Source organism: Candidatus Pelagibacter sp. Uisw_130 (assembly GCF_047722505.1).
Classification (GTDB): domain Bacteria; phylum Pseudomonadota; class Alphaproteobacteria; order Pelagibacterales; family Pelagibacteraceae; genus Pelagibacter.
This window is the reverse complement of sequence record NZ_CP159814.1, coordinates 226,895-247,376: the sequence shown is the minus strand read 5'-3', so window position 1 is coordinate 247,376 and position 20,482 is coordinate 226,895. Positions and strand designations below refer to the sequence as shown.

General features: G+C 30.6%; 23 protein-coding genes. 6 read left to right on the top strand and 17 right to left on the bottom strand.

From position 1 onward, the window contains the following. Window positions 1-2: 2 nt before the first annotated feature. The 5 genes from recA to ABXT55_RS01295 all read right to left on the bottom strand — a co-directional run bounded on the left by recA (window position 3) and on the right by ABXT55_RS01295 (window position 4,421). On the bottom strand, window positions 3-1,154 hold the full coding sequence (gene recA, locus ABXT55_RS01315; protein WP_415272083.1) for a recombinase RecA: 1,152 nt from the start codon (window positions 1,152-1,154) through the stop codon (window positions 3-5). Between the two features lie 104 nt (window positions 1,155-1,258). After that, the gene (locus ABXT55_RS01310) at window positions 1,259-2,557 is read right to left on the bottom strand and encodes a TolC family outer membrane protein (protein WP_415284960.1); all 1,299 of its coding nucleotides are present in this window, start codon (window positions 2,555-2,557) and stop codon (window positions 1,259-1,261) included. Further along, a complete protein-coding gene (locus ABXT55_RS01305; RefSeq protein ID WP_415284959.1) occupies window positions 2,557-3,483 on the bottom strand; it encodes a uridine kinase in 927 nt (308 codons plus the stop codon). Before ABXT55_RS01305 ends, ABXT55_RS01310 begins: the two co-directional genes overlap by 1 nt. Window positions 3,484-3,488: 5 nt before the next feature. Beyond that, on the bottom strand, window positions 3,489-3,851 hold the full coding sequence (locus ABXT55_RS01300; RefSeq protein ID WP_415284958.1) for a GFA family protein: 363 nt from the start codon (window positions 3,849-3,851) through the stop codon (window positions 3,489-3,491). Continuing rightward, a complete protein-coding gene (locus ABXT55_RS01295; protein ID WP_415284957.1) occupies window positions 3,852-4,421 on the bottom strand; it encodes an SOUL family heme-binding protein in 570 nt (189 codons plus the stop codon). A gap of 165 nt (window positions 4,422-4,586) precedes the next feature. Between ABXT55_RS01295 and ABXT55_RS01290 the strand changes: the two genes are divergently transcribed. Both ABXT55_RS01290 and ABXT55_RS01285 read left to right on the top strand, forming a co-directional pair. Further along, entirely contained in the window at window positions 4,587-4,982 is a 396-nt protein-coding gene (locus ABXT55_RS01290; protein WP_018413913.1) for a LexA family protein, read from the top strand. Continuing rightward, on the top strand, window positions 4,960-6,240 hold the full coding sequence (locus ABXT55_RS01285; RefSeq protein WP_415284956.1) for a Y-family DNA polymerase: 1,281 nt from the start codon (window positions 4,960-4,962) through the stop codon (window positions 6,238-6,240). The genes ABXT55_RS01290 and ABXT55_RS01285 overlap by 23 nt, the downstream gene beginning before the upstream one ends. Here ABXT55_RS01285 and ABXT55_RS01280 read toward each other — a convergent pair. Then, window positions 6,233-7,105: a glycosyltransferase family 2 protein gene (locus tag ABXT55_RS01280; RefSeq protein WP_415284955.1), complete on the bottom strand. Its 873-nt coding sequence runs from the start codon at window positions 7,103-7,105 to the stop codon at window positions 6,233-6,235. The two genes, ABXT55_RS01285 and ABXT55_RS01280, sit on opposite strands and share 8 nt — an antisense overlap. Further along, window positions 7,102-8,424: a glycosyltransferase family 39 protein gene (locus ABXT55_RS01275; protein WP_415284954.1), complete on the bottom strand. Its 1,323-nt coding sequence runs from the start codon at window positions 8,422-8,424 to the stop codon at window positions 7,102-7,104. The genes ABXT55_RS01280 and ABXT55_RS01275 overlap by 4 nt, the downstream gene beginning before the upstream one ends. 78 nt (window positions 8,425-8,502) lie before the next feature. Here ABXT55_RS01275 and ABXT55_RS01270 point away from each other — a divergent pair, with 78 nt between their 5' ends. Next, window positions 8,503-9,045, top strand: coding sequence for a TraR/DksA family transcriptional regulator (locus ABXT55_RS01270; protein WP_415284953.1), 543 nt, complete (start codon window positions 8,503-8,505; stop codon window positions 9,043-9,045). A 16-nt stretch (window positions 9,046-9,061) separates the two neighbouring features. Here ABXT55_RS01270 and ehuA read toward each other — a convergent pair whose 3' ends face one another. The 5 genes from ehuA to ABXT55_RS01245 form a co-directional block, all read right to left on the bottom strand. Further along, complete coding sequence (gene ehuA / locus ABXT55_RS01265) at window positions 9,062-9,850, bottom strand: ectoine/hydroxyectoine ABC transporter ATP-binding protein EhuA (protein WP_415284952.1); 789 nt, start codon at window positions 9,848-9,850, stop codon at window positions 9,062-9,064. Further along, window positions 9,851-10,528, bottom strand: a complete 678-nt coding sequence (gene ehuD / locus ABXT55_RS01260) for an ectoine/hydroxyectoine ABC transporter permease subunit EhuD (protein ID WP_415284951.1) — start codon at window positions 10,526-10,528, stop codon at window positions 9,851-9,853. Between the two features lies 1 nt (window position 10,529). Next, a complete protein-coding gene (ehuC, locus tag ABXT55_RS01255; RefSeq protein WP_415284950.1) occupies window positions 10,530-11,201 on the bottom strand; it encodes an ectoine/hydroxyectoine ABC transporter permease subunit EhuC in 672 nt (223 codons plus the stop codon). Window positions 11,202-11,282: 81 nt separating this feature from the next. Next, window positions 11,283-12,134 (bottom strand): transporter substrate-binding domain-containing protein, encoded by an 852-nt coding sequence (locus ABXT55_RS01250; RefSeq protein ID WP_415284949.1) that lies wholly within the window; start codon window positions 12,132-12,134, stop codon window positions 11,283-11,285. Window positions 12,135-12,241: 107 nt separating this feature from the next. Further along, a complete protein-coding gene (locus ABXT55_RS01245) occupies window positions 12,242-13,033 on the bottom strand; it encodes an MOSC domain-containing protein (protein WP_415284948.1) in 792 nt (263 codons plus the stop codon). A gap of 18 nt (window positions 13,034-13,051) precedes the next feature. Between ABXT55_RS01245 and ABXT55_RS01240 the strand changes: the two genes are divergently transcribed. Continuing rightward, window positions 13,052-13,879: a phytanoyl-CoA dioxygenase family protein gene (locus tag ABXT55_RS01240; RefSeq protein WP_415284947.1), complete on the top strand. Its 828-nt coding sequence runs from the start codon at window positions 13,052-13,054 to the stop codon at window positions 13,877-13,879. Here ABXT55_RS01240 and ABXT55_RS01235 read toward each other — a convergent pair whose 3' ends face one another. From ABXT55_RS01235 to ABXT55_RS01220, 4 genes are all read right to left on the bottom strand, one after another. Then, window positions 13,880-14,506 carry a glutathione S-transferase family protein gene (locus ABXT55_RS01235; protein ID WP_415284946.1) on the bottom strand — a complete coding sequence of 209 codons (627 nt, stop codon included), beginning with the start codon at window positions 14,504-14,506 and terminating at the stop codon, window positions 13,880-13,882. Beyond that, window positions 14,503-15,519, bottom strand: a complete 1,017-nt coding sequence (locus ABXT55_RS01230; protein WP_415284945.1) for an NAD(P)/FAD-dependent oxidoreductase — start codon at window positions 15,517-15,519, stop codon at window positions 14,503-14,505. Before ABXT55_RS01230 ends, ABXT55_RS01235 begins: the two co-directional genes overlap by 4 nt. After that, window positions 15,520-15,840, bottom strand: a complete 321-nt coding sequence (locus ABXT55_RS01225) for a 2Fe-2S iron-sulfur cluster-binding protein (protein WP_415284944.1) — start codon at window positions 15,838-15,840, stop codon at window positions 15,520-15,522. Window positions 15,841-15,921: 81 nt separating this feature from the next. Next, window positions 15,922-16,692 carry a bacteriorhodopsin-like gene (locus ABXT55_RS01220; protein ID WP_415284943.1) on the bottom strand — a complete coding sequence of 257 codons (771 nt, stop codon included), beginning with the start codon at window positions 16,690-16,692 and terminating at the stop codon, window positions 15,922-15,924. 215 nt (window positions 16,693-16,907) lie between these two features. On the opposite strand from ABXT55_RS01220, the gene ABXT55_RS01215 reads away from it, so the two are divergent. Together ABXT55_RS01215 and ABXT55_RS01210 are read left to right on the top strand one after the other, a co-directional pair. After that, entirely contained in the window at window positions 16,908-18,803 is a 1,896-nt protein-coding gene (locus ABXT55_RS01215; RefSeq protein WP_415284942.1) for a propionyl-CoA synthetase, read from the top strand. Continuing rightward, on the top strand, window positions 18,803-19,135 hold the full coding sequence (locus tag ABXT55_RS01210) for a DMT family transporter (protein ID WP_415284941.1): 333 nt from the start codon (window positions 18,803-18,805) through the stop codon (window positions 19,133-19,135). The genes ABXT55_RS01215 and ABXT55_RS01210 overlap by 1 nt, the downstream gene beginning before the upstream one ends. Here the strand turns inward: ABXT55_RS01210 and ABXT55_RS01205 are convergent. Further along, a complete protein-coding gene (locus ABXT55_RS01205) occupies window positions 19,132-20,436 on the bottom strand; it encodes a dihydroorotase (RefSeq protein ID WP_415284940.1) in 1,305 nt (434 codons plus the stop codon). The genes ABXT55_RS01210 and ABXT55_RS01205 overlap by 4 nt on opposite strands. Between the last annotated feature and the right edge of the window lie 46 nt (window positions 20,437-20,482).

Here is a 20,482-nt window from a genome sequence, read left to right as displayed (position 1 = left end):
AACTAATTCTTTTTAGATGGAGGTGTTACTTCTTCTTTTATTTCCACTTTAGGATCCTCAATTTGATCTTTTGCTGCTTTTTCTGGATCAAGAGGATTACCTTCAATTTTTTTTGCTATCACCCCAGCTTTTTCTCTAATTGCCATTTCAATTTCTGCAGCAATTTGAGGATTTTGCTCTAAATAAATTTTAGCATTCTCTCTTCCTTGGCCAATTTTTTCTCCTTTATAAGCATACCAAGCTCCAGCTTTTTCAACAATGTCAGCTTTTGCACCAAGATCAACTAATTCACCTACTTTACTAATACCCTTGCCATACATCAGGTCAAATTCAACAACTTTAAATGGTGGGGCTACTTTATTTTTTACCACTTTAACTCTTGTTGAGTTACCAATAATTTCATCCCCATTTTTAATGGCACCAATTCTTCTAATATCTAATCTTACAGATGAATAGAATTTAAGTGCATTCCCACCAGATGTAGTCTCTGGACTTCCAAACATAACTCCAATTTTCATTCTAATTTGATTAATAAAAATCATCATAGTATTTGTGCTTGAGATTGAGCCTGTTAGCTTTCTTAAAGCCTGACTCATTAATCTTGATTGAAGTCCTACATGGTGATCTCCCATTTCTCCTTCAATTTCAGCTCTAGGTGTTAGTGCTGCTACAGAGTCAATTACGATAACAGAAATTGATCCTGATTTAACTAAAGTATCAGCTATTTCAAGAGCTTGCTCACCAGTATCAGGTTGTGAAATTAATAATTCTTCGGTGTCTACACCAAGTTTTTTTGCATAAATTGGATCTAAAGCATGCTCTGCATCTATGAACGCACATATTCCACCAGCTTTTTGAGCTTCTGCTAATACTTGTAATGCTAAAGTTGTTTTACCAGACGATTCTGGTCCATAGACTTCAACAACTCTTCCTTTTGGTAAACCGCCTATTCCAAGCGCCACGTCTAGACTTAATGATCCAGTTGAAACTGACTCAACGTCCATTGCTCTTCTTTGGCCAAGTTTCATTACTGATCCTTTTCCAAAATTATCGATAATTTGGCTCATTGCCGCGTCTAAAGCTTTGTTTTTCTCGTTGCCTTCTGCTTGCTGTGCTTTTGTAGATTTAACTACTTTTAGGTTGTTTTTAGTCATTTTATGCCTTTTTTATTAATAATTAGTATTCGAATCGTGGTTTAAATGTACACATTTTGTTCTTATTTTCAATAGTTATTTTTTTTAATGAAAAGATGGCTTAATTACTGGAGTTTTAAATAGTTATTATTCAAAAGCCCAATGGACTGCAATAATTTAAATTGTGAAAGTAAATAGTTTCTCTCAGAATCTGCTAAGCTTATTTTTGAGGTTAGTAGAATTGAGCTTGATTGAATTACGTCTAAAGTTGATCTTTCAAGTCCAGACTCATACTCGACTGTTATTCCTTCATTAGCAATCTCAGCAGCTTTAACTTGTGCTGTAACTGAATCTAATAAGCTTTTAGATACTTGGAGACTTGACCATGTGCTTGCAACATTAGTATCATTAGTCTTTAAAGCATTATCTAGCAATAATTTTTTTCTATTTTTTAGATTTTTACTTTTGTTTAAAGATGCAGAGTTTTTTCCACCATTAAAAATTGGCCATGAAATAGTTGCTTTTAACACTTCTTTATCACGCTCACCCACTGTTGAGCTTACATCGTCAGATTTTGAGCTATTAAAAGATAAAGATGCAGAAGGTGATAGATCAGATCTAGCTATCGTTACTTCTTTTTCTGATTGTTCATATTCTAATTTTGAAATAATTAAATTAGGGTTTTTTGCTTTTGAAATTTCAATTGCTTCACTCAAACTTCCTGGCATTGTAAAATTTAAGTCGGATTCCTTGTCTAAAGAATTTACATCAATAATTGGACCTATAATTTTTTCATATATTAATTTAGCTGTTATAGTTTCATTTTTTGCTTGTAGGAATTTTGCCTGCGCTCCTGCACGTGATGATTCTGATTGCGCTAAGTCAGATAAGGTAATCTGACCTCTTTCTAATCTTGCTTGGTCTGTTTCAACTTGTCTCTCTAATAAATTAATATTGTTTTGATTGATCTTAAGTTTTTCTTCAGCGAATATAAGTCCTGAGTAAGCTTCTACTGCTTGATATAAAATTTCTTGTTCTGTTTTTAAAAGTTTTGCTTCAGCTAATGTTAATCCAATCTTACTTTTTTGCATACTTGCTATACCTGCAAATCCTTGAAATATTTTTTGTTCGATATTTATAGATTGGGTTTTCGGATCAACATCTGTGAAAGATGAGTTGGCACCTGAAACATCAGTTTGTTTTTCAGTATTTTCTTGGCTCTTAGACCCAGATAGTGTCACACTTGGTAAAAATTCACTTCTTGAAATTTTTACATCTTCTCTTGAAACTTGAATATTTTCACGTTCTGCATTTAATACTGGGTTTTCATTGTACGCTTGTAATAATGCTTTTGACAAAGGTATCGAAAAAGCTTTTCCATTAAAAAGAATAATAGATAAGAATATTAAAATTATTTTTTTCATTATTTTTTAAATTTTATTTTTTCGATTTGATGATTGCTATTTAAATTCATTATAACTGATGAGTTTTTTATCGCATCTTTAAACATTTGTTGAGTAATTCTTTGATAAGTTTGCATAAAGTTTATTACATCTCTACTGCTCATAATTTTTAGGTTTTTCTTGTTTTTTGTTTGAACCCAGAGTTTTCTCTCCTGTTTTAATCTCCATTCTCTCAATAAGCTAAAGTTTTTAGCCTTTAGATATAGTAATCCATCCAATTGCTTGAATAAGGTTTTATATTTAGTTTTTAATTGATTGTTGACATAGGTTCTCCATTTAGTTTTTTGATCATAGACTTTTTCAAGTGAGTTAATTGGTTTTTTGAGTTGACTACTTAATTGAGCTCTTGCTCCAACACACCAACCTTCAAAAATTACCACATCTGGCTTTGTTTTGATTTTATACCATAAACTTTTTTGGCACCTATCATCTATTGCTTTATTAAATGATGGAATTTGTAAACTTTTAAAGTTTTTATCTTTAATCTGTTTAAAAAAATTTAACATTAAATCTACATCATGAGTTCCTGGCACTCCCCTTGTCATTAATAAAGGATGTTTATTTTTAGATAATGCCTTTCTATCTTTTCTTGTTTTATAAAAATCATCGATAGAAACTTTAAAAACATTTAACTTAAAATATTTTTTTAAAATTAAAGTTAAAATTGATGAGATAGTTGTTTTGCCTGACCCTTGTCCTCCAGCTAAGCCAATTAATAATGGTTTTTTTTTATTAATTTTTTTTACTATCCAAAAACTAACAGGAATTAGATAAGATTTAATCATCTTATCTTTTTTTTTAAATTTATCTTTCTTAGTTTCTTGAGAAGAAATAAATTTAAAACAATTTTTTTTTACCTTGTTAAAACAATCATTAACTTCTCGCATAAAAATTATTTTTTATCAAGAGGATGGTTTTGACCATCGTTGATCGCAATATTTTTTAATTCAAAAGTATTTATTTCATCTATGCATCCAAGATTAAATCCTGTCATAGCTGGATTGGCTCTTGGATTATGATGCGTATAAATTCCACAATTAGAACAAAAATAATGTTTTGCGATTTTTGAATGAAATTGATACAATATTAATTTGTCCTTACCTTTAATAATCTGAAAATCCTCATTCTTAACCATAGACATAATTGCTCCTTTTCTCTTACAGATAGAACAATTACATTTTAAAACTTTTTCTAAATTTTCAGGCACATTTATTTCTGCTTCTACCTCTCCACAATGGCATTTTAGTTTTTTCATTTATATTTCTCCTTTATTTTCTATATTAATTTCAAACATTGCTTCATTTCTTCTATTCGTAGGTAGTGTAAAAGGTCCATCATAAGTTGCTTTAATGGGTACACTCAAAATTGATATATTATCTTTTTTTAATTCGTTTTCTAAAATACTTTTGTGTTTAGTAAAATTTTTATCAGAAGCTCTTCCAGAGTATCTAATAACCGCATAATAACCTTCATTAATGTTTAAAATTTTAATATCTGGGTTAGATGGAGCTGGTGTGTTTTCTTTATTAAATTTTGAAGGTAAATAAAATTGCATGGTCATATTTCCTTTTTTTTTCATTTGGGTAACTGGTGTTGTCATCTTAATCTCTTCATTTTTATCGTTATTGCCCGATATGTAGTTAAATAATTTTCTAAAACTGCTGCTTTCATTTGATATTGATGTTTCAATAACTAAACGATCAGAATATTTTCTGATTTCGTAAATATTATTTTTTTTCACTACTTTATAATTTGCTTCTTCATAAGCCATGCAGTTAGAAGTTATGATTAAGCCAAAAAATACAATTGATAGAATTTTTTTCATTATAATATGAGGTCTAAACTATCTCTGGTTGAAGTTATCCACAAGAGCACAAAATGTAGTTTCAATGTTCACGTTTTGATTCACCTTTGATTCAGTTACAGACTCAAAATACAACCTATTGCGTGTGCTGCATAACTAGTCTATATAATAGAACAAAACAAGAACATGAAATTAACTATTCCCTTTTATTTACATAAAGCTGGAGCTGGCTTTCCTTCTCCCGCAACAGATTATATCGAAGAGGATGTGGATCTCAATGTTCACTTAATCAAAAATGTCCCTGCTACTTTTATCATTAGAGTTCAGGGAAAATCGATGACCGATGTTGGAATTTATGATGGTGACTTATTAGTTATTGATAGAAGCTTAAAACCTAAAAATTTTTCAACAGTGGTTGCAAATGTTCACGATGAATTAGTTGTTAAAAGTTTTGTTAAATCAAAAGATGGTCAATTTTTAACATCAGGTTCAAAAAATATTGAGGATAAAATAATTATTGGTGACGAAACTGAAGTATTTATTTGGGGGGTTGTGACTTATGTCATTCATTCAACGTACTAAAAAAATAGCATTAGTAGATTGTAATTCATTTTATGTTTCCTGTGAAAGATTGTTCAATCCTAAAATTAGAAATAAGCCAGTTATAGTATTGTCTAATAATGATGGCTGCATTATTGCAAGATCGAATGAAGCAAAGTCTCTTGGTATCAAAATGGGTGAGCCTTACTTTAAAGCTAAAGAAATAATACTTAGAAATAAAGTTTATGTATTTTCTTCAAATTATTCTTTGTATGGAGATTTATCCAGAAGAGTGATGAGGACTTTAAAAAGATTTAATCCTGAGTTAGAAATATATTCAGTAGATGAAGCTTTTTTAGATTTAAGTAATTATCCAGATGATGAAGTAGAAGATGTAGGAAAAGAAATTAGAAGCATTGTTTTACAATGGACGGGAATTCCAACTAGCATTGGTATTGCTAAAACAAAAACGCTAAGTAAAATTGCAAACCATATAGCAAAAAAAAAACAATCTGGTGTCACGAACTTAATAGGAATTGAAAATATTGATCCATTGTTAGAAAAAATAGATATCAACGATGTGTGGGGAGTTGGTAAGCAACTAACTAAATTCTATCATCAAAATGGAATTTATAATGCAAAACAATTAAAAAATATGTCAAATACTTGGATCAAAAAAAGTTCCAATGTTTTAAGCTCTCGAACTGCTTTAGAACTTAGGGGAATTTCTTGTATCCCACTAGAAACTAAAACTTCAAAAAGAAAAAGTTGTGTAGTGTCAAGATCATTTGGTACAAGGGTTGAAAAGTTTCAAGAGTTAGAAGAGGCAGTTGCAAGTTATTGTTTAAATGCTTCAGAAAAAATTAGATCAGAATCTTTAATAGCAAAATCGATAACTGTGTCTGTTAGAACAAGCCCTTTTCAAAATAGAGGAGTGTATTATTCAAATGCTAAAACTATAGATTTTCCAATAGCTACCAATAATAGTATTGAAATAGTTAAAACTGCTTTGATTGCATTAAATGAAATCTTTATTAATGGATACAGATATCAAAAAGCAGGCATAACACTGACTGGTTTAGTTAGTTCGAGTGGTAGTAAAAATCTATTTTCCACTGAAAAAGATGAGAAAATTAAAAGCTTAATGAGATCTATTGATAGCACAAATTATAGATATGGACGATCAACATTAAGCTTGGCTAGTGCAGGAGTAAATAAAAAATGGAATATGAGAAGAGATCACTCTTCAAAAATAGATACAGCTGACTTTCATTCACTACCAATAATAAAAGCTATTTAAGTTGATCTACACTGCTAATATTTTCTAAAGAGTTTTCAAATTCTTGAATATTTTCTCTCTGAGAAAGTATAATTACTGAAATCATCATAATAACAACTCCTATAACAGGTAACAATGTAATCAATGATAGATTACCTACAACTAGAAGTAAGTAAGCAATTAAAAAAAATATAGATCTAATCAACAGTGTCATTTTAAAAACAGCTATAATTGATATTGAATGTTTTAATAAGTTAATAAAACTCATTTTTGATGGCCCAAAAAATCTTTTACCTCTTATTGATGGGATAGATTTTCTATCTTTAAATAGTTTAGCAACAGCTCCTGAAAAACTACTCCATGTTGATTTTTCTTTTATCATCTTATTAACTGCAAATTTAGGTAAGCAAATAAAATTACCAAACTTAATAGATTGTCCAGTAAAAACAAAAGTTAAATATTTGTGTAAAAGGTAACAAAGTTTAAAGAAAAACCCTTCAGATCTTTTTACTCTATTAGCTGTAATGATTTTATCAGGATAGTCATTTACCTTATCAATAAGTAGAGTTATTTCTTCCACTCTATCTTCACCATCTCCATCCATTGGAATTATATAATCATAGTCTTCATGCTCATCAATATATCTTAACCCAGATGCATTGCATCTAGCATGTCCCTTATTTTTTTTCATATTGATTATTTTAATAGACTTAAGGTTATTAAAATTAAAATCATTAATGGGTCTTTCTTCGGTAGAGCAATCGTTTATAATTATAACTGAAAACTCATGATTTAGATCATTAACTTGTAAGTCTATATCTTCTAAAAGTTTAAAAGATGATTTCCAATCATTATATATAGGGATTAAAATTTTTATTTTGCTCATCTATTTCCTATACAAATATTATCAATACAAATAAATTTCGACAATGAACTAAGCTTATCTTTTGTAATCAATCCTTCCCAAACTGGTCTAGAATTTAGGTGGTATGATAAATTTCCAGCATGCCATTCATCACCCAGTACAACGTTTATTGGCAATGTATAATTTTGCTTCCATAAGTATTCAGTTTTAATTGCTATTTCTTTACCCAAATAATCTGTTCTTTTATCTGTTTCTGTAATTGAAATATAGGCATAAGCAAAAGGTGAAAAAATAAATAAAATTAAAAACACTGATATGAATCCATTTAACTTTTTAAGATTTATTTGAGCTTGAAAAATATAAACAATCAATACACCAAAAAATAAATAAAATGGGGTCATCCACATTGTTCTTATTTTAGATCCTGTTAACATGGAAGTTAAGAACATTAGTCCAATTGGAATTAGATTAATAAATATTAAGAATAATAATTTTTTATCTTTTAAAGTTATTTTTAACTTAATTTTTTTTATTAAAAAAAATGACATTATAAAAAATGGAATTAGTATTCCTATTTGTTTGCCTAAAAATATTAAAGGGTAAGTTATATGATCCAATAAACTTGAATTCTCTAGACCTGTTCTAGCTAACCCATATGTAATTGTAATATAATCGTTATTAGCTAGCCAAATTAAATGAGGGACCAACAAAACAATAAAGGCCTCTAAAGATATTAGATATTTGAAATCAAATTTTTTATATTTTTTTATAAAGATTATATAAAAAAATAATAAGTCTATTGATATCAAAAGATAAATAAAAAGATATTTTGATAAGAAACCTATAGCTGCAAAAACTCCAAGCAAAAAACAATCCTTAAAAGTTATTGTTTCTTTATCAAATAATTTCCAAGAATAATAAACACATAACGACCAAAAAGGTAATTGGCAAACATTCACATTAAATTCAGGTGTTGTAAAATTATAGAAATAAATACCCTCTAGGAGAAGTACCGATATTAAACTTAAAGTTTTATTCTTAAATAGTTCTTCAGCAAATTTAAAAACAATAATAAATGCTGTTACTACAAACAATTGACTTAATAAATAATATGCCCAATCTTGTGCTCCAAAAATTTGAAACATCATTTCTGGGAAAAAAGCGCTACCTGGTGGATGTTTATTAAATCCCCAATCTAAATTACTTCCCCAAGCCAGGGCTTCAATTGTATCAAGTGGTAAATTGTTATTTGTTAATGTTGGAACCAATGTCCATAAAATTAAATGAATTATAAGAAAACTATAAAACAATTTATTTATATTGTTTTTACTGATTAACATTTCATTGATTTTATATGAATTAAGCTTGCTTGACACGTATTAATTGCTGAATATACTCCGGCCACTAAATTTATATATATGCCCAAAATCTCAAAATCACCTGCTAAAAAAACTACAGTTAAGGCAAAGAAAGTTACTACTAAAACAAAAAAGCCAACTAAAGTAATAAAAAAAATTAGTACCCCTGAAATTAAAGTGAAGGCACCAATTAAAATTTCAAAAAACTACATCCCAAAGGATACAGAAAAATACATGTGTGATAAGCACTTATCCTTTTTCAAGATAAAACTTACTGAGTGGAAAAAAGAACTAGTAAAAGCAAATAATGAAGCTCTCTACAATGGTTCAATGGATGACAATAGTGTTTCAGCAGATATTGTCGATCAAGCAAGCTCTTACACAGATAAAACTGTAGAAATGAAAGCAATTAATAGACAAATTAAATTAATTTCTAAAATTGACCAAGCCTTAATAAGAATAAAAGATAAAACTTTCGGATTTTGTGCAGAAACTGCTGAACCAATTGGAATAAAAAGATTAATGGCAAGACCAGTTGCACATCTTTGTATTGCAGCACAAGAAAAGCATGAAAAAGATGAAAAAGTATACGCTGACGATTAATATTTAAATATTTTACTTAATTGGCATCAAGAACAGCATGTAAAAATTGTTTAGTTCTATCATTTTGTGGATTGTCGAATAATTGCTCTGGAGGTCCTTGTTCAAATATTTTACCTTCATTAAAAAAACATACTCGATCTGATATTTCTCTAGCAAAGCCCATTTGGTGTGTAACCATAATCATAGTAAGATCATGTTCTTTATTTAAAGATCTAATTACATTTAAAACTTCGCCAACAACTTCCGGGTCTAATGCAGATGTAATTTCATCTAAAAGCATAACCTTTGGCCTCATTGCTAAGGCTCTGGCTATTGCAACTCGTTGCTGTTGACCACCTGATAGTCTTGAAGGATGTTCATCTTTTTTATCTGACAACCCTACTAAATCTAACAAATCTAAAGCTCTTTCTTCAGCTTCTACCTTTTTCATACCTAACACTTCAACTGGAGCCTCAATACAATTTTGTAAAGCAGTCATATGAGGAAAAAGATTAAATTGTTGAAAGACCATTCCTATTTTTGATCGTCTTTCTCTTAAATATTTTTCATTAGCTATAACTAGCTTCTCTTCTTTATCAGGCATATGAGTTAAGGGTTCATTTTCTAAATAAATTACTCCCTTATCAATCTTCTCTAAAGTCATCAAAGTTCTTAATACTGTAGTTTTACCTGATCCAGATGGGCCTATAATTGAAACCATTTCATTCTTTTTAATTTCCAAATTAAGCTTGTCTAAAACAACAAGGTCTCCATATTGTTTTGTAACATCAGAAAACTTTACTAAAACATCATCTGAACTATTCATTTAGTTTTTTACCTTTCCTTGTGCTTTGTTAACTGATCTTTCTAATTTTCTAATACCCATTGCCGCAGGTATAGATAAAATTAAGAAAATAATTCCAACCATAGTGTATGGTTCTAAATAACGATAATGATACCCACCTACTGCTGTTGCTGCATGAAATAATTCTGCAACTCCAATAGTTGATAATAAGGGTGTATCTTTAAAGATTCCTACTAAATAATTTCCCATTCCTGGAATTGCTATAGGAAAAGCTTGAGGAAAAATTATTCTTTTATAAGTGTATATTGCAGAAAAATTTAGCGCCCTACAAGCTTCCCACTGAGATTTTGGAACTCCCTCTAATGCGCCTCTATAAACTTCTGAAAGATAAGTACCAAAATGAAGCCCTATAGTTATCATTGCTGACATCCAGGCAGATAAAACTATACCAAATTGAGGTCCAACAAAATATACAAAGAATAATTGAATAAGAAGTGGAGTTGAACGAATAAATTCTACTATTTCTCTAACTATAATATTTACAAACTTATAAGGTGTTCGTTGACCCAATAAAAACAGCATACCTACTACAACTGCTATTGAATAACCTATTCCCGCAGCCATTATAGTGTTTAAGGTTGCCCATAACATTTTAGGTAATATTTGATAAGCAAAATCCCATTTCCATTCTGCGTTCATATTATATCTTCTCCTTTCCTACTTTTTTTGCAGCAAGAACCTCTAACCAACGTAAAAAAGGGACAAGAAAAAATCTCGATATAATATAATATATTATAAGTGCTGTTCCAAAACATTGCGCAGATAACCATGTAATAGAATTAATTTGTTTTGCTTCAAATGTTAAGTCAACAACAGTTACTAGTGCAACTAGTGCAGTAGCTTTTAAAAGTTCTACAGTCAAGTTTGCTGCTGGTGGAAGTATAATTGGAAAAATTTGTGGTATAATTATTCTCCTCATTCTTTTTGCTGGACTAAAGTTAAGAGCATAAGCTCCTTCCCATTGACCTTTTGGTACTGCTATTATTCCACCTCTTACTATTTCGGCTCCATAAGCACCAAAATTCATCCCTATAGCTACAACACCTGAAGTGAATGCCTCAAGAGACATACCAAAAAAAGGTAAGACATAATAAACCCAAAATAATTGCACCATTAAAGATGTACCTCTGAAAAATTCTATATAAATAGTTGCAGTGCTCTGAATAACTGAATTATTTGACACTCTCATTAACCCAAAAATTATGGAAATTATTACATAGAGAATAGTAGCACAAATTAACACCTTAACTGTAGTAACTGTTCCTAGCAATAAAGTAGATCCGTGTTCAGCTAAGAATGAAAAATAACTCACTTTTAAAACCTTTAATTAAATTTAAAAAAAAATCAGGCGACTTTTTATTCATCGCCTGATTAAATTAATCTATTACTAATATTACTTAGTTGAACAAGCCCACTCAGTACTCATTGAAGGAGGTGGTAGTTGAGCTTTATCATAACCATACTCACCAGCTCTCTCTAACATTTTTGCTGGGTTAGCCATAACTTTTGCTAAAGCTGCATTGAAATTATCTCTAAATTCAACATCACTTTTTCTAAAACCAATACCAACTACGTTTAAAGTTTCTTTAGGCATTAATTTAGGGTCAGTCACTTCAAACATACCGTTACTTTTTGCTTCATGCTCTTTTGCACCAAAGAATGTTTGTACAGCAACATCAGCTCTTCCAGCTTTCATTGCAGCAAGAATTCCAACTTCACCTTCAACTAACATCATTTGACTTTCAGGAACACCATACTTTTTAGCAGCTTCAACAGTGTTAAATCCAGCACCAGTTACAAGTTTTGCACCAGTTCTAATAACATCTGCATAATTATTAATTCCTTGAGGATTTCCTTTTGGAACCATCATGGCATCGCCAAAAACACCTATAGGATCAGAAAAGTTCATGTTTGCACATCTACTTTTTAGAATATACATACCACCAGTAACCATATCTGAACGATTTGCATTTAATCCAGGTATCAATCCAGACCATTCAAAAACTTTAGTTTCAGTTTGATCTTCTGTGATTCCCATTTCTTCAAGAACTGTTAAAGCTATCATATTAACAAATCCTAAAGCTTGACCGTTATCTCCTGCATAAGCCCATGGCACTGCAGTTCCAAACCCAAGTCTTAACTTGTCACCACCTTTTAATTTACTAGTCAACGTTTCAGCGCTAACTGCAGTAATACTAAAAAGAATTACAAGAAAAACTCCAATTGATTTTAAAAATCTATTCATTTTTTTTCCTCTATTTAAGTTTATTTTAATAATTAAAACAAAATTGAAGTTGTTTGTACATCAAAAAAAATAGATACAACTTAAAGTTGCTTAATAAAATATTTATATTAATTAATTATCTGAACTTTATCACTTAATTTAATTTCACCATCATCAAGTGCAGTCAAATAAATTCCCATTTCAAAATGATTATAAGTTTTTTTTAATGACTGAAGTAAATTTAAAGAATTGTCATCTGTGTTTGGTTTTAGATTAATTGCAACACATCTTGGTATGTTTTTTTCAACTTTAAAAGAAACACCATTAATTTTAACAATTTTTCCGATCCATTCTCGTTCTTTCCATGGTTCAACTCCATCAATATGAATGTTGCCTCTAAATCTTTGAGCCTCAATTTTTTGATTAATTTTATTCTTAAAATCCTCAATACTCTTATTATTTAAAAGAGATACCGAATGAGATAAAACTGTTTTATTTGATATCGATGTATCAAAAAAAGGAAAATCTTTATTTTTCATTAATACTATTGGTTTTTTTAGGGAATTTTCCAATTCTAAGATTTTATTTGAAAGTAAATCATATTCATTCATTTCATTTACATTAATTGTTAAAATTTTCTCATTTTTAAAAGTTAATGTTAATTTATTTTCAACAAATAAAAAATTATATTTATTCAATACTGGAGAGTTTTTTAGAGTTAAAATTTTATTCCATTTTCCTCTTCTTTCTTCAGGATTTTTTTCAAATAGCTTTACTTGTTCTAAATCTAAATCTTTAGCAAATGCAAAAATTCTATCTCCTATAATTCCAATATCTTTTTTAATTTCACACTTATCAATAGTTTGAAATGATATGGATTTAACTGGACAATAATTTATTGAAGAAATAGTTACGCTCATATAATATTTTTAAATAATATGCCTAAATTGTCTTCAAATCAACTTCAAGAGTATAACGATAATGGTTATGTTGCTCCAATAGAAGTTTTAACTAAAGATCAAGCATTTGAGATAAGAAAAGAAATAGAAAATATTGAAGCCCGTTGGCCTGATGAACTGAAAGGAGTTGGAAGAAATTATGTGCATATGATTTCTCCTATACTTGATGAAGTTTGCCATAACTCAAAAATGCTAGATGCTGTTGAGAGTATAATTGGAAAAAATATTCTTATTTGTGGAACAACTTTATTTATTAAAGACCCATATAAAAAAGGATTTGTAAGTTTTCATCAAGATGCAACATACATTGGGTTGGAACCACATAATTGGGTAACTGCTTGGTTAGCAATAACTGATGCTAACGAAGAAAATGGCTGTATGAGAATGTGGTCTGGTTCACATAAAGCTAACATCAGACATCATGAACAAAAATATGATGAAGGTAACTTATTAACAAGAGGTCAAACTGTAGAAAATGTTCCCTTAGATAAAACAACACCTTTGGTTTTAAAAGCAGGACAAATGTCATTACATCATCCAACAATAGTTCATGGTTCAGGACTAAACAAAAGTAATGATAGAAGAATTGGTTTTGTAGTTCAAAGCTATATTGGCAGTAATGTAAATCAAGTTTTAGGTAAAATGTATGTTCAGCAAGCAAGAGGAGATGATACCTTTAAATATCATCAACATACTAAAAGACCGAGCACGCTAATGGATCAAGAAGATATGAAAATAAGAAAAAAAGCAAATGAAGATTTACAAGGGATTTTTTATCCAGGTTCTACTAAAAAAGGAAATTTCTAATTAAGGTTTTGGTATCTCAGAGCCATCTTTTAAAAGATCGTACCCCTTTACAACAGCTTCTCTATTTGCAATATCTAAATACCATCTAGCTAAGTTCTTATAATTATTAAGACCAATATCATGCCATTCGTGTCTTGCTATCCATGGCCAAGTTGCAATATCTGCAATCGTATATTCATTTCCAGCTAAGTATTTTGATGAAGATAATCTCTCATCTAGTTCGCTATAAATTCTTTTTGTAATTTTAAAATATCTTTCTTCTCCAAATTCACTTTTTCCAGGATTGTAATGATGAAACTGATGATGCTGTCCAATCATTGGTCCTATAATTCCCATCTGCGCCATCAACCATTGGTTTATGGTATGCCTATCTTTTGCTTCATAAAATTTGTTATGTTTTTCAGCTAAATATATAAGTATTGCACCAGACTCGAATAATGACTGTCCATTTTCATGATCTGTAATTACTGGTATCTTTCCAAATGGGCTTATTTTTTTAAAATCTTTTTTAAATTGATCATCTTTTGACAAATCAATTTTAGTAACTTTAAAATCACAACCTATTTCTTCTAACATTATTGTAATTTTTTTCCCATTTGGAGTATCTGCTGTAAATAGCTCTATCACTCTTTAACACCTAGTCTGCTTTTTACTGTCTTAGAAGAAGTGGTAAACTCAAATCTGTATTTTTCATCTGGTTTAGCGTATTTAAAACAACCTCTAGCAGCTAATGCTCCCTCATGAAAACCTGAAAGAATTAATTTAAGTTTTCCAGGATAAGTACAAATATCACCAATTGCAAAAATTCCTTCTTTATTAGTTTCAAAGCTTTCAGTATTAACTGGAACTGTCTTTTTATCTAAATTTAATCCCCATTCAGCAATCGGTCCCAATTGCATTATTAATCCAAAAAAGCCCAAAACATAATCAGTTTTAATTTCTTTAATACTTTCATTATCATGTTTGATGTTAATACTTTCAACTTTTTCATTACCACTAACTGAACCTAATTGATATTTTGTATGAACTTCTATTTTACCTTCATTTTTTAATTGGTTAACTTTATCAATACTTGCTTGCATACCTCTAAATTCATCTCTTCTATGCACAAGTATAACTTTAGAAGTATTTGATAATTCAATTGCCCAATCTAATGCGGAGTCTCCTCCACCAAAAATGGTAACTGTTTTATCTTTAAAGATTTTTTTGTCTTTAATTGAATAAAGTATTTGTTTTCCTTCATACTTTTCAATTTCTTTTGTTGCAAATTTTCTTGGCTCAAAAGATCCTACACCAGCTGCAATAACTATACTTGATGCTTCAAATTCAGTTCCTTTATTTGTCTTTATTAACCATTTTTTTTCAATTTTTTTGATTTCTTCTACTCTCTCATTTAAATGAAAATTTGTTTTAAATGCTTTTATTTGTTCAATGAGACTATTTGTTAACTCTTCACCAGTGCATTCGGGCACTGCAGGAATATCATAAATAGGTTTATCTGGATAAAGTTCAATGCACTGACCTCCAATTTTATCTAGGTTGTCTACTACCTCACATTTTAATCCAATTATTCCTAGTTGATGAACGCAAAATAATCCAACTGGTCCTGCGCCTATTATTAAAGTATCTGTTTTGATCATTTAACCTTGTTTTGACGGAATGCTAACTGTTAGCCCATCTAGTTTATCTGAAACTAATAACTGACAACTTAATCTACTAAATTTATTAGGCTCAAAAGCCATATCTAACATATCCTCTTCACCATCCTCTTTTTTTTGGAGTTTATCAAACCACTCTTCTTTGACATAAACATGACAAGTAGCACAAGCCATTCCACCTCCACAATCGGCGTCAATCCCAGGAATATCGTTTTGAACAGCACCCTCCATTACACTCAACCCATTAGAAACTTCTATAGTATGAGACTTTCCACTATTTTCAATGTAGGTAATTTTAGGCATTGAACTATATATAATTACATAAAAAAAAAGGGCAAGTACACAAAATGTACTCGCCCTTTTTAAATTATTTAGGTTTACTAATTACTTAGCTTTTCTACCACCTGATTGCATTGCTGCAGCCCAAATGATTAGACCAAATGCAGTTTTGTTTAGCAAGTCAGCTATGTTGTAAATCACGTTTAGTGAGTTAGCGTCTACACCACCTGTTAGGTAACCAAATACGTAACCTAATGGGTAAATTGCCCAACCAACTGTAACGATCATTCTCATTGCACCAAATGCAGTAACAAGAGCTTTGTTTCCACTTTTTGCTGCAGCTTTCCCTGCTTCACCAGAGAATACTTCATAAAGAATGTAGAACCATCCAGCCATACCGATTACAAAACCAAGTGTAGCATTAATGTATCCTGCTTCTCCTAAGTATCCACCTAAAAGCATCACAACTGTTCCAATTAACAATCTCCAGAATATTCCAGAATTTGCTTTACCTACTGCCGCTAGAACAAGATAAAATTCTATCATTAGTAATGGCACAGTGATTAACCAGTCAATATATCTGTAAACAGTTGGTGACTCACCAGTCATAACCCATACATCTCTCATATACACGTAATGTACAAAGGCAATACCAGTTACTAGACCAGATACAATTATTGATGTTCTCCAACCTGCTGCAACATTTCCTGCTTCTAGGAAAAAGAAAGCAGTCGACGCTAACATCACCATTGATACAAGCCAGAATGAAATCCCAACGAAGTCGTCAGAAGCCAATAAGGCTGTTTCTGCATTTGCTGCACCTGATAGACCCATTAGGGCTACAGTTGCAAGAGCAAACAATTTTAGTTTTTTCATAAAAAACTCCCTCTTTTGTTAGTTTTTAACTTTAGTTTATATAAACTAGACCTAAACTAATGCTTAAGTCATGCTGAGGATTAACTATCAAAGTTATCTAGTTTTTAGAAGGTTTAATTGTATCTAATTTGTATTGATTTTACTTACTTTTTAAATTTTAATACAATTTTTAATTTAATAAGCTTAAAAAACTAACAAAAATTGAATCAAATCATATGACAAAAAAATTTAATGATATTTATCAAAATTCTTTAAAAAATCCCGAAAATTTTTGGCAAGAAGTGTCAGATGATATTTTTTGGTTTAAAAAACCAACTAAGATTTTAAATAAATCTAACCCACCCTTTTATAAATGGTTTGAAGATGGTGTTACTAATACTTGTTACAATGCTTTAGACATTCATATCGATCAAGGCAGAGGTGACAAGCTAGCTTTAATCTATGATAGTCCAATAACTGGAAACAAAAAACAATTTACCTACAAAGAATTAAGAGAAAAGGTTTCAAAATTTGCAGGAGCACTAAGAAATCAAGGAGTCGAGAAAGGTGATAGGGTTATAATCTACATGCCTATGATTCCAGAGGCAGTTATAGCAATGTTAGCATGTGGAAGAATTGGAGCAATTCACTCTGTGGTGTTTGGGGGGTTTGCTTCAAATGAACTTGCTAGCAGAATTGATGACAGTAAAGCAAAAGTAATAGTTACAGCTTCATGTGGCTTTGAACCTGGAAAAACTGTTGAGTACAAACCATTGGTTGATGCAGCAATTAAGATGGCTTCTCATAAAATTGATAAAATGATCTTATTCCAAAGAATAGATCATACAGTTGAGCTTAATGCTCCAAAAGAAATCAGTTGGGGCGAAGCACTTTCAAATGCAAAAGAAGTAGATTGTGTCGAAATGAATTCAAATGATTTAGCTTATATTTTATATACCTCAGGAACTACAGGTGTTCCTAAAGGAATAGTTAGAGATATTGGTGGTCATATAGTTGCACTAAAATGGACTATGAAAAATATCTACAATATTGATGCTGATGATGTCTGGTGGTCAGCAAGTGATATTGGATGGATTGTTGGACACTCTTATATTGTTTACGCACCTTTATTTAAGGGTTGCACTACAGTATTATTTGAAGGAAAGCCCGTTGGCACTCCTGATGCTGGAGCTTTTTGGAAGATAATCTCAGACTATAAAGTAAAATCACTTTTTACAGCTCCAACAGCTTTTAGAGCTATTAAAAAAGAAGACCCTGAGGGTAAGTTTTTTTCTAAATATGATTTAAGTAAATTTGAATCATTATTTTTAGCTGGTGAGAGAGCTGACCCAGATACCATTAAATGGGCAGAAAATTTATTAAAAGTTCCAGTAATTGACCATTGGTGGCAAACAGAAACTAGCTGGGCAATTAGTTCTAATTGTACAGGAATTGAAATGATGAAGACAAAATATGGTTCAGCTTGTAAAGCTGTGCCTGGTTATGATGTTCAAATCATGAAGCCAGATCAAACTTTAGCAAAACCTAATGAGATGGGAGATATAGTTGTAAAATTACCTTTACCACCTGGAACTTTTCCAACCTTATGGAATGCAGATAAAAGATATAAAGACAACTACATGACTAATTATGTGGGTTACTATGAAACTTATGATGCCGGACATATTGATGAAGATGGTTACATTTGGATTATGTCTAGAACAGATGATATTATTAATGTTGCAGGCCACAGATTATCGACAGGTGCAATTGAAGAAGTTCTTTCTGAACACCAGTCTGTAGCTGAGTGTGCAGTACTGGGAATTGCTGATAAATTAAAAGGGCAATTACCAATTGGTCTAGTCGTTCTTAAGACAGGTGTTAAAAAAGACAACGAAACTATTTCAAAAGAATGCATAAAAATGGTTAGAGATACTATTGGACCAGTAGCAGCATTTAAAACTGTAATTGTTATCAAGAGACTACCAAAAACAAGATCTGGAAAAATATTAAGAGGAACTATTAGAAAAATTGCTGATAATGAAGAGTATAAGATGCCAGCAACTATTGATGATCCTGCCATCTTAACTGAGATAAAAGAAGACTTAATTAAACATAATATTCTTAAGTAGTGATTAAAACATATCTAATTTTAATAGTTGCAATTTTTTTTGAAGTAGGTGGAACTATATTGTTACCTGTATCACAAAATTTTACAAAAATTATCCCAACCACTACTCTTGCAGTTTTTTATTTGCTGTCTTTCTATCTTATAACTTTTGTTGTTGATAAAATTCCAATTTCAATTGTTTATGCAACATGGAATGGTCTTGGAGTATTTACAGTCGCAATATTAGGATATATCTTCTTTAAACAATCATTGTCTTGGCAGGCTGTATTAGGATTATTCTTTATTGTTTTTGGAGTTGTGCTTGTAAACAGCTTTTCTGTAAAAACTATTTAAAATTTTAAAGGCTTACCCTCAGGATCACCTAAAATTTTACCATCCCTCATTTTAACTTGACCATTAATGATTGTTGATACTGGTGTGCCTTTAAATTCATATCCATCAAAAGGTGACCAACCACATTTACTTTCAATATTTTCATTTTTAATTATAATTTTTTTATTCATATCTACAATTGTGAAATCAGCATCAAAACCCTCTTTAATAAAACCTTTATCTTGTATCCCAAAAATTTTTACTGGATTTTCGCATATAGAATTCATTAATTGCTCTAAACTTAATTTTCCATCATTTACATGATTTAACATAACTGGTAAAAGTGTTTGAACACCTGGCATGCCAGATGGTGAGTTTGGATAATTTTTTTCTTTATTCTCTTTTAAGTGTGGAGCGTGATCAGAACCAATTGTATCATTAAGATTATTTTTTACTCCATACCACAATCTATCATAATGAGACTTGTCTCTTAATGGTGGATTCATTTGAGCATAAGTTCCAAGTTTGTCATAACAGTCTGGAGCGTAGATTGTTAAGTGTTGCGGGGTAATCTCAAATGTTATGTTGCCTTTGTGTTGTGATAAAAAGTCAATCTCTTCTTTCGTGGTAATATGAAGAATATGGGCTTTTTTCTTATATCTCTCAGCAATTCTAACTATTCTTCTAGTAGATGAAATTGCACATTCGGCGCTTCTCCAAATTGGATGTGAGTGAACATCTCCTTCTTTAATTAATTTTTTATTAATATTTAAAATTGCTTCATCCTCTGAATGTACTGCAACAACTTTTGAGCTGCTTTTAAATACTTTTTCAATATCCTCTTCCTCAGCAACTAAAAGGTTTCCAGTTGATGATCCAGCAAACAGTTTAATTCCACAGCAACCCTCTAAATTCACCAAATCTGCTAACTCACTTGCGTTATCAGCTGTTGCACCAAAATAAAATGCATAATTGCAATACATTCTATTTATGGCGAGATCTAATTTTTTTTGAAACTCTACCTTAGTAGATGTTGGTGGATTGGTGTTTGGCATCTCAAACACACTTGTTATGCCACCTACTATTGCAGCCCTACTTCCAGAGTGTAAATCTTCTGTATCTGTTGACCCAGGCTCTCTAAAATGAGTTTGTGTATCAATGCACCCTGGTAAAACTGTAAACCCTTTGGCATCAAAAGTCTCTTTCGCTTCACTGTCAATTTTGCCAATTTTTATAATTTTTCCTTCTTTAATGGCTATATCTTGATCTTTAAGATCTTTATCTATGTAGCATGAGCCATTTTTAATTATTAGATCTAACATTAATGAAAAAAGTAATTATATCATATCCATATATCAATCAATTATG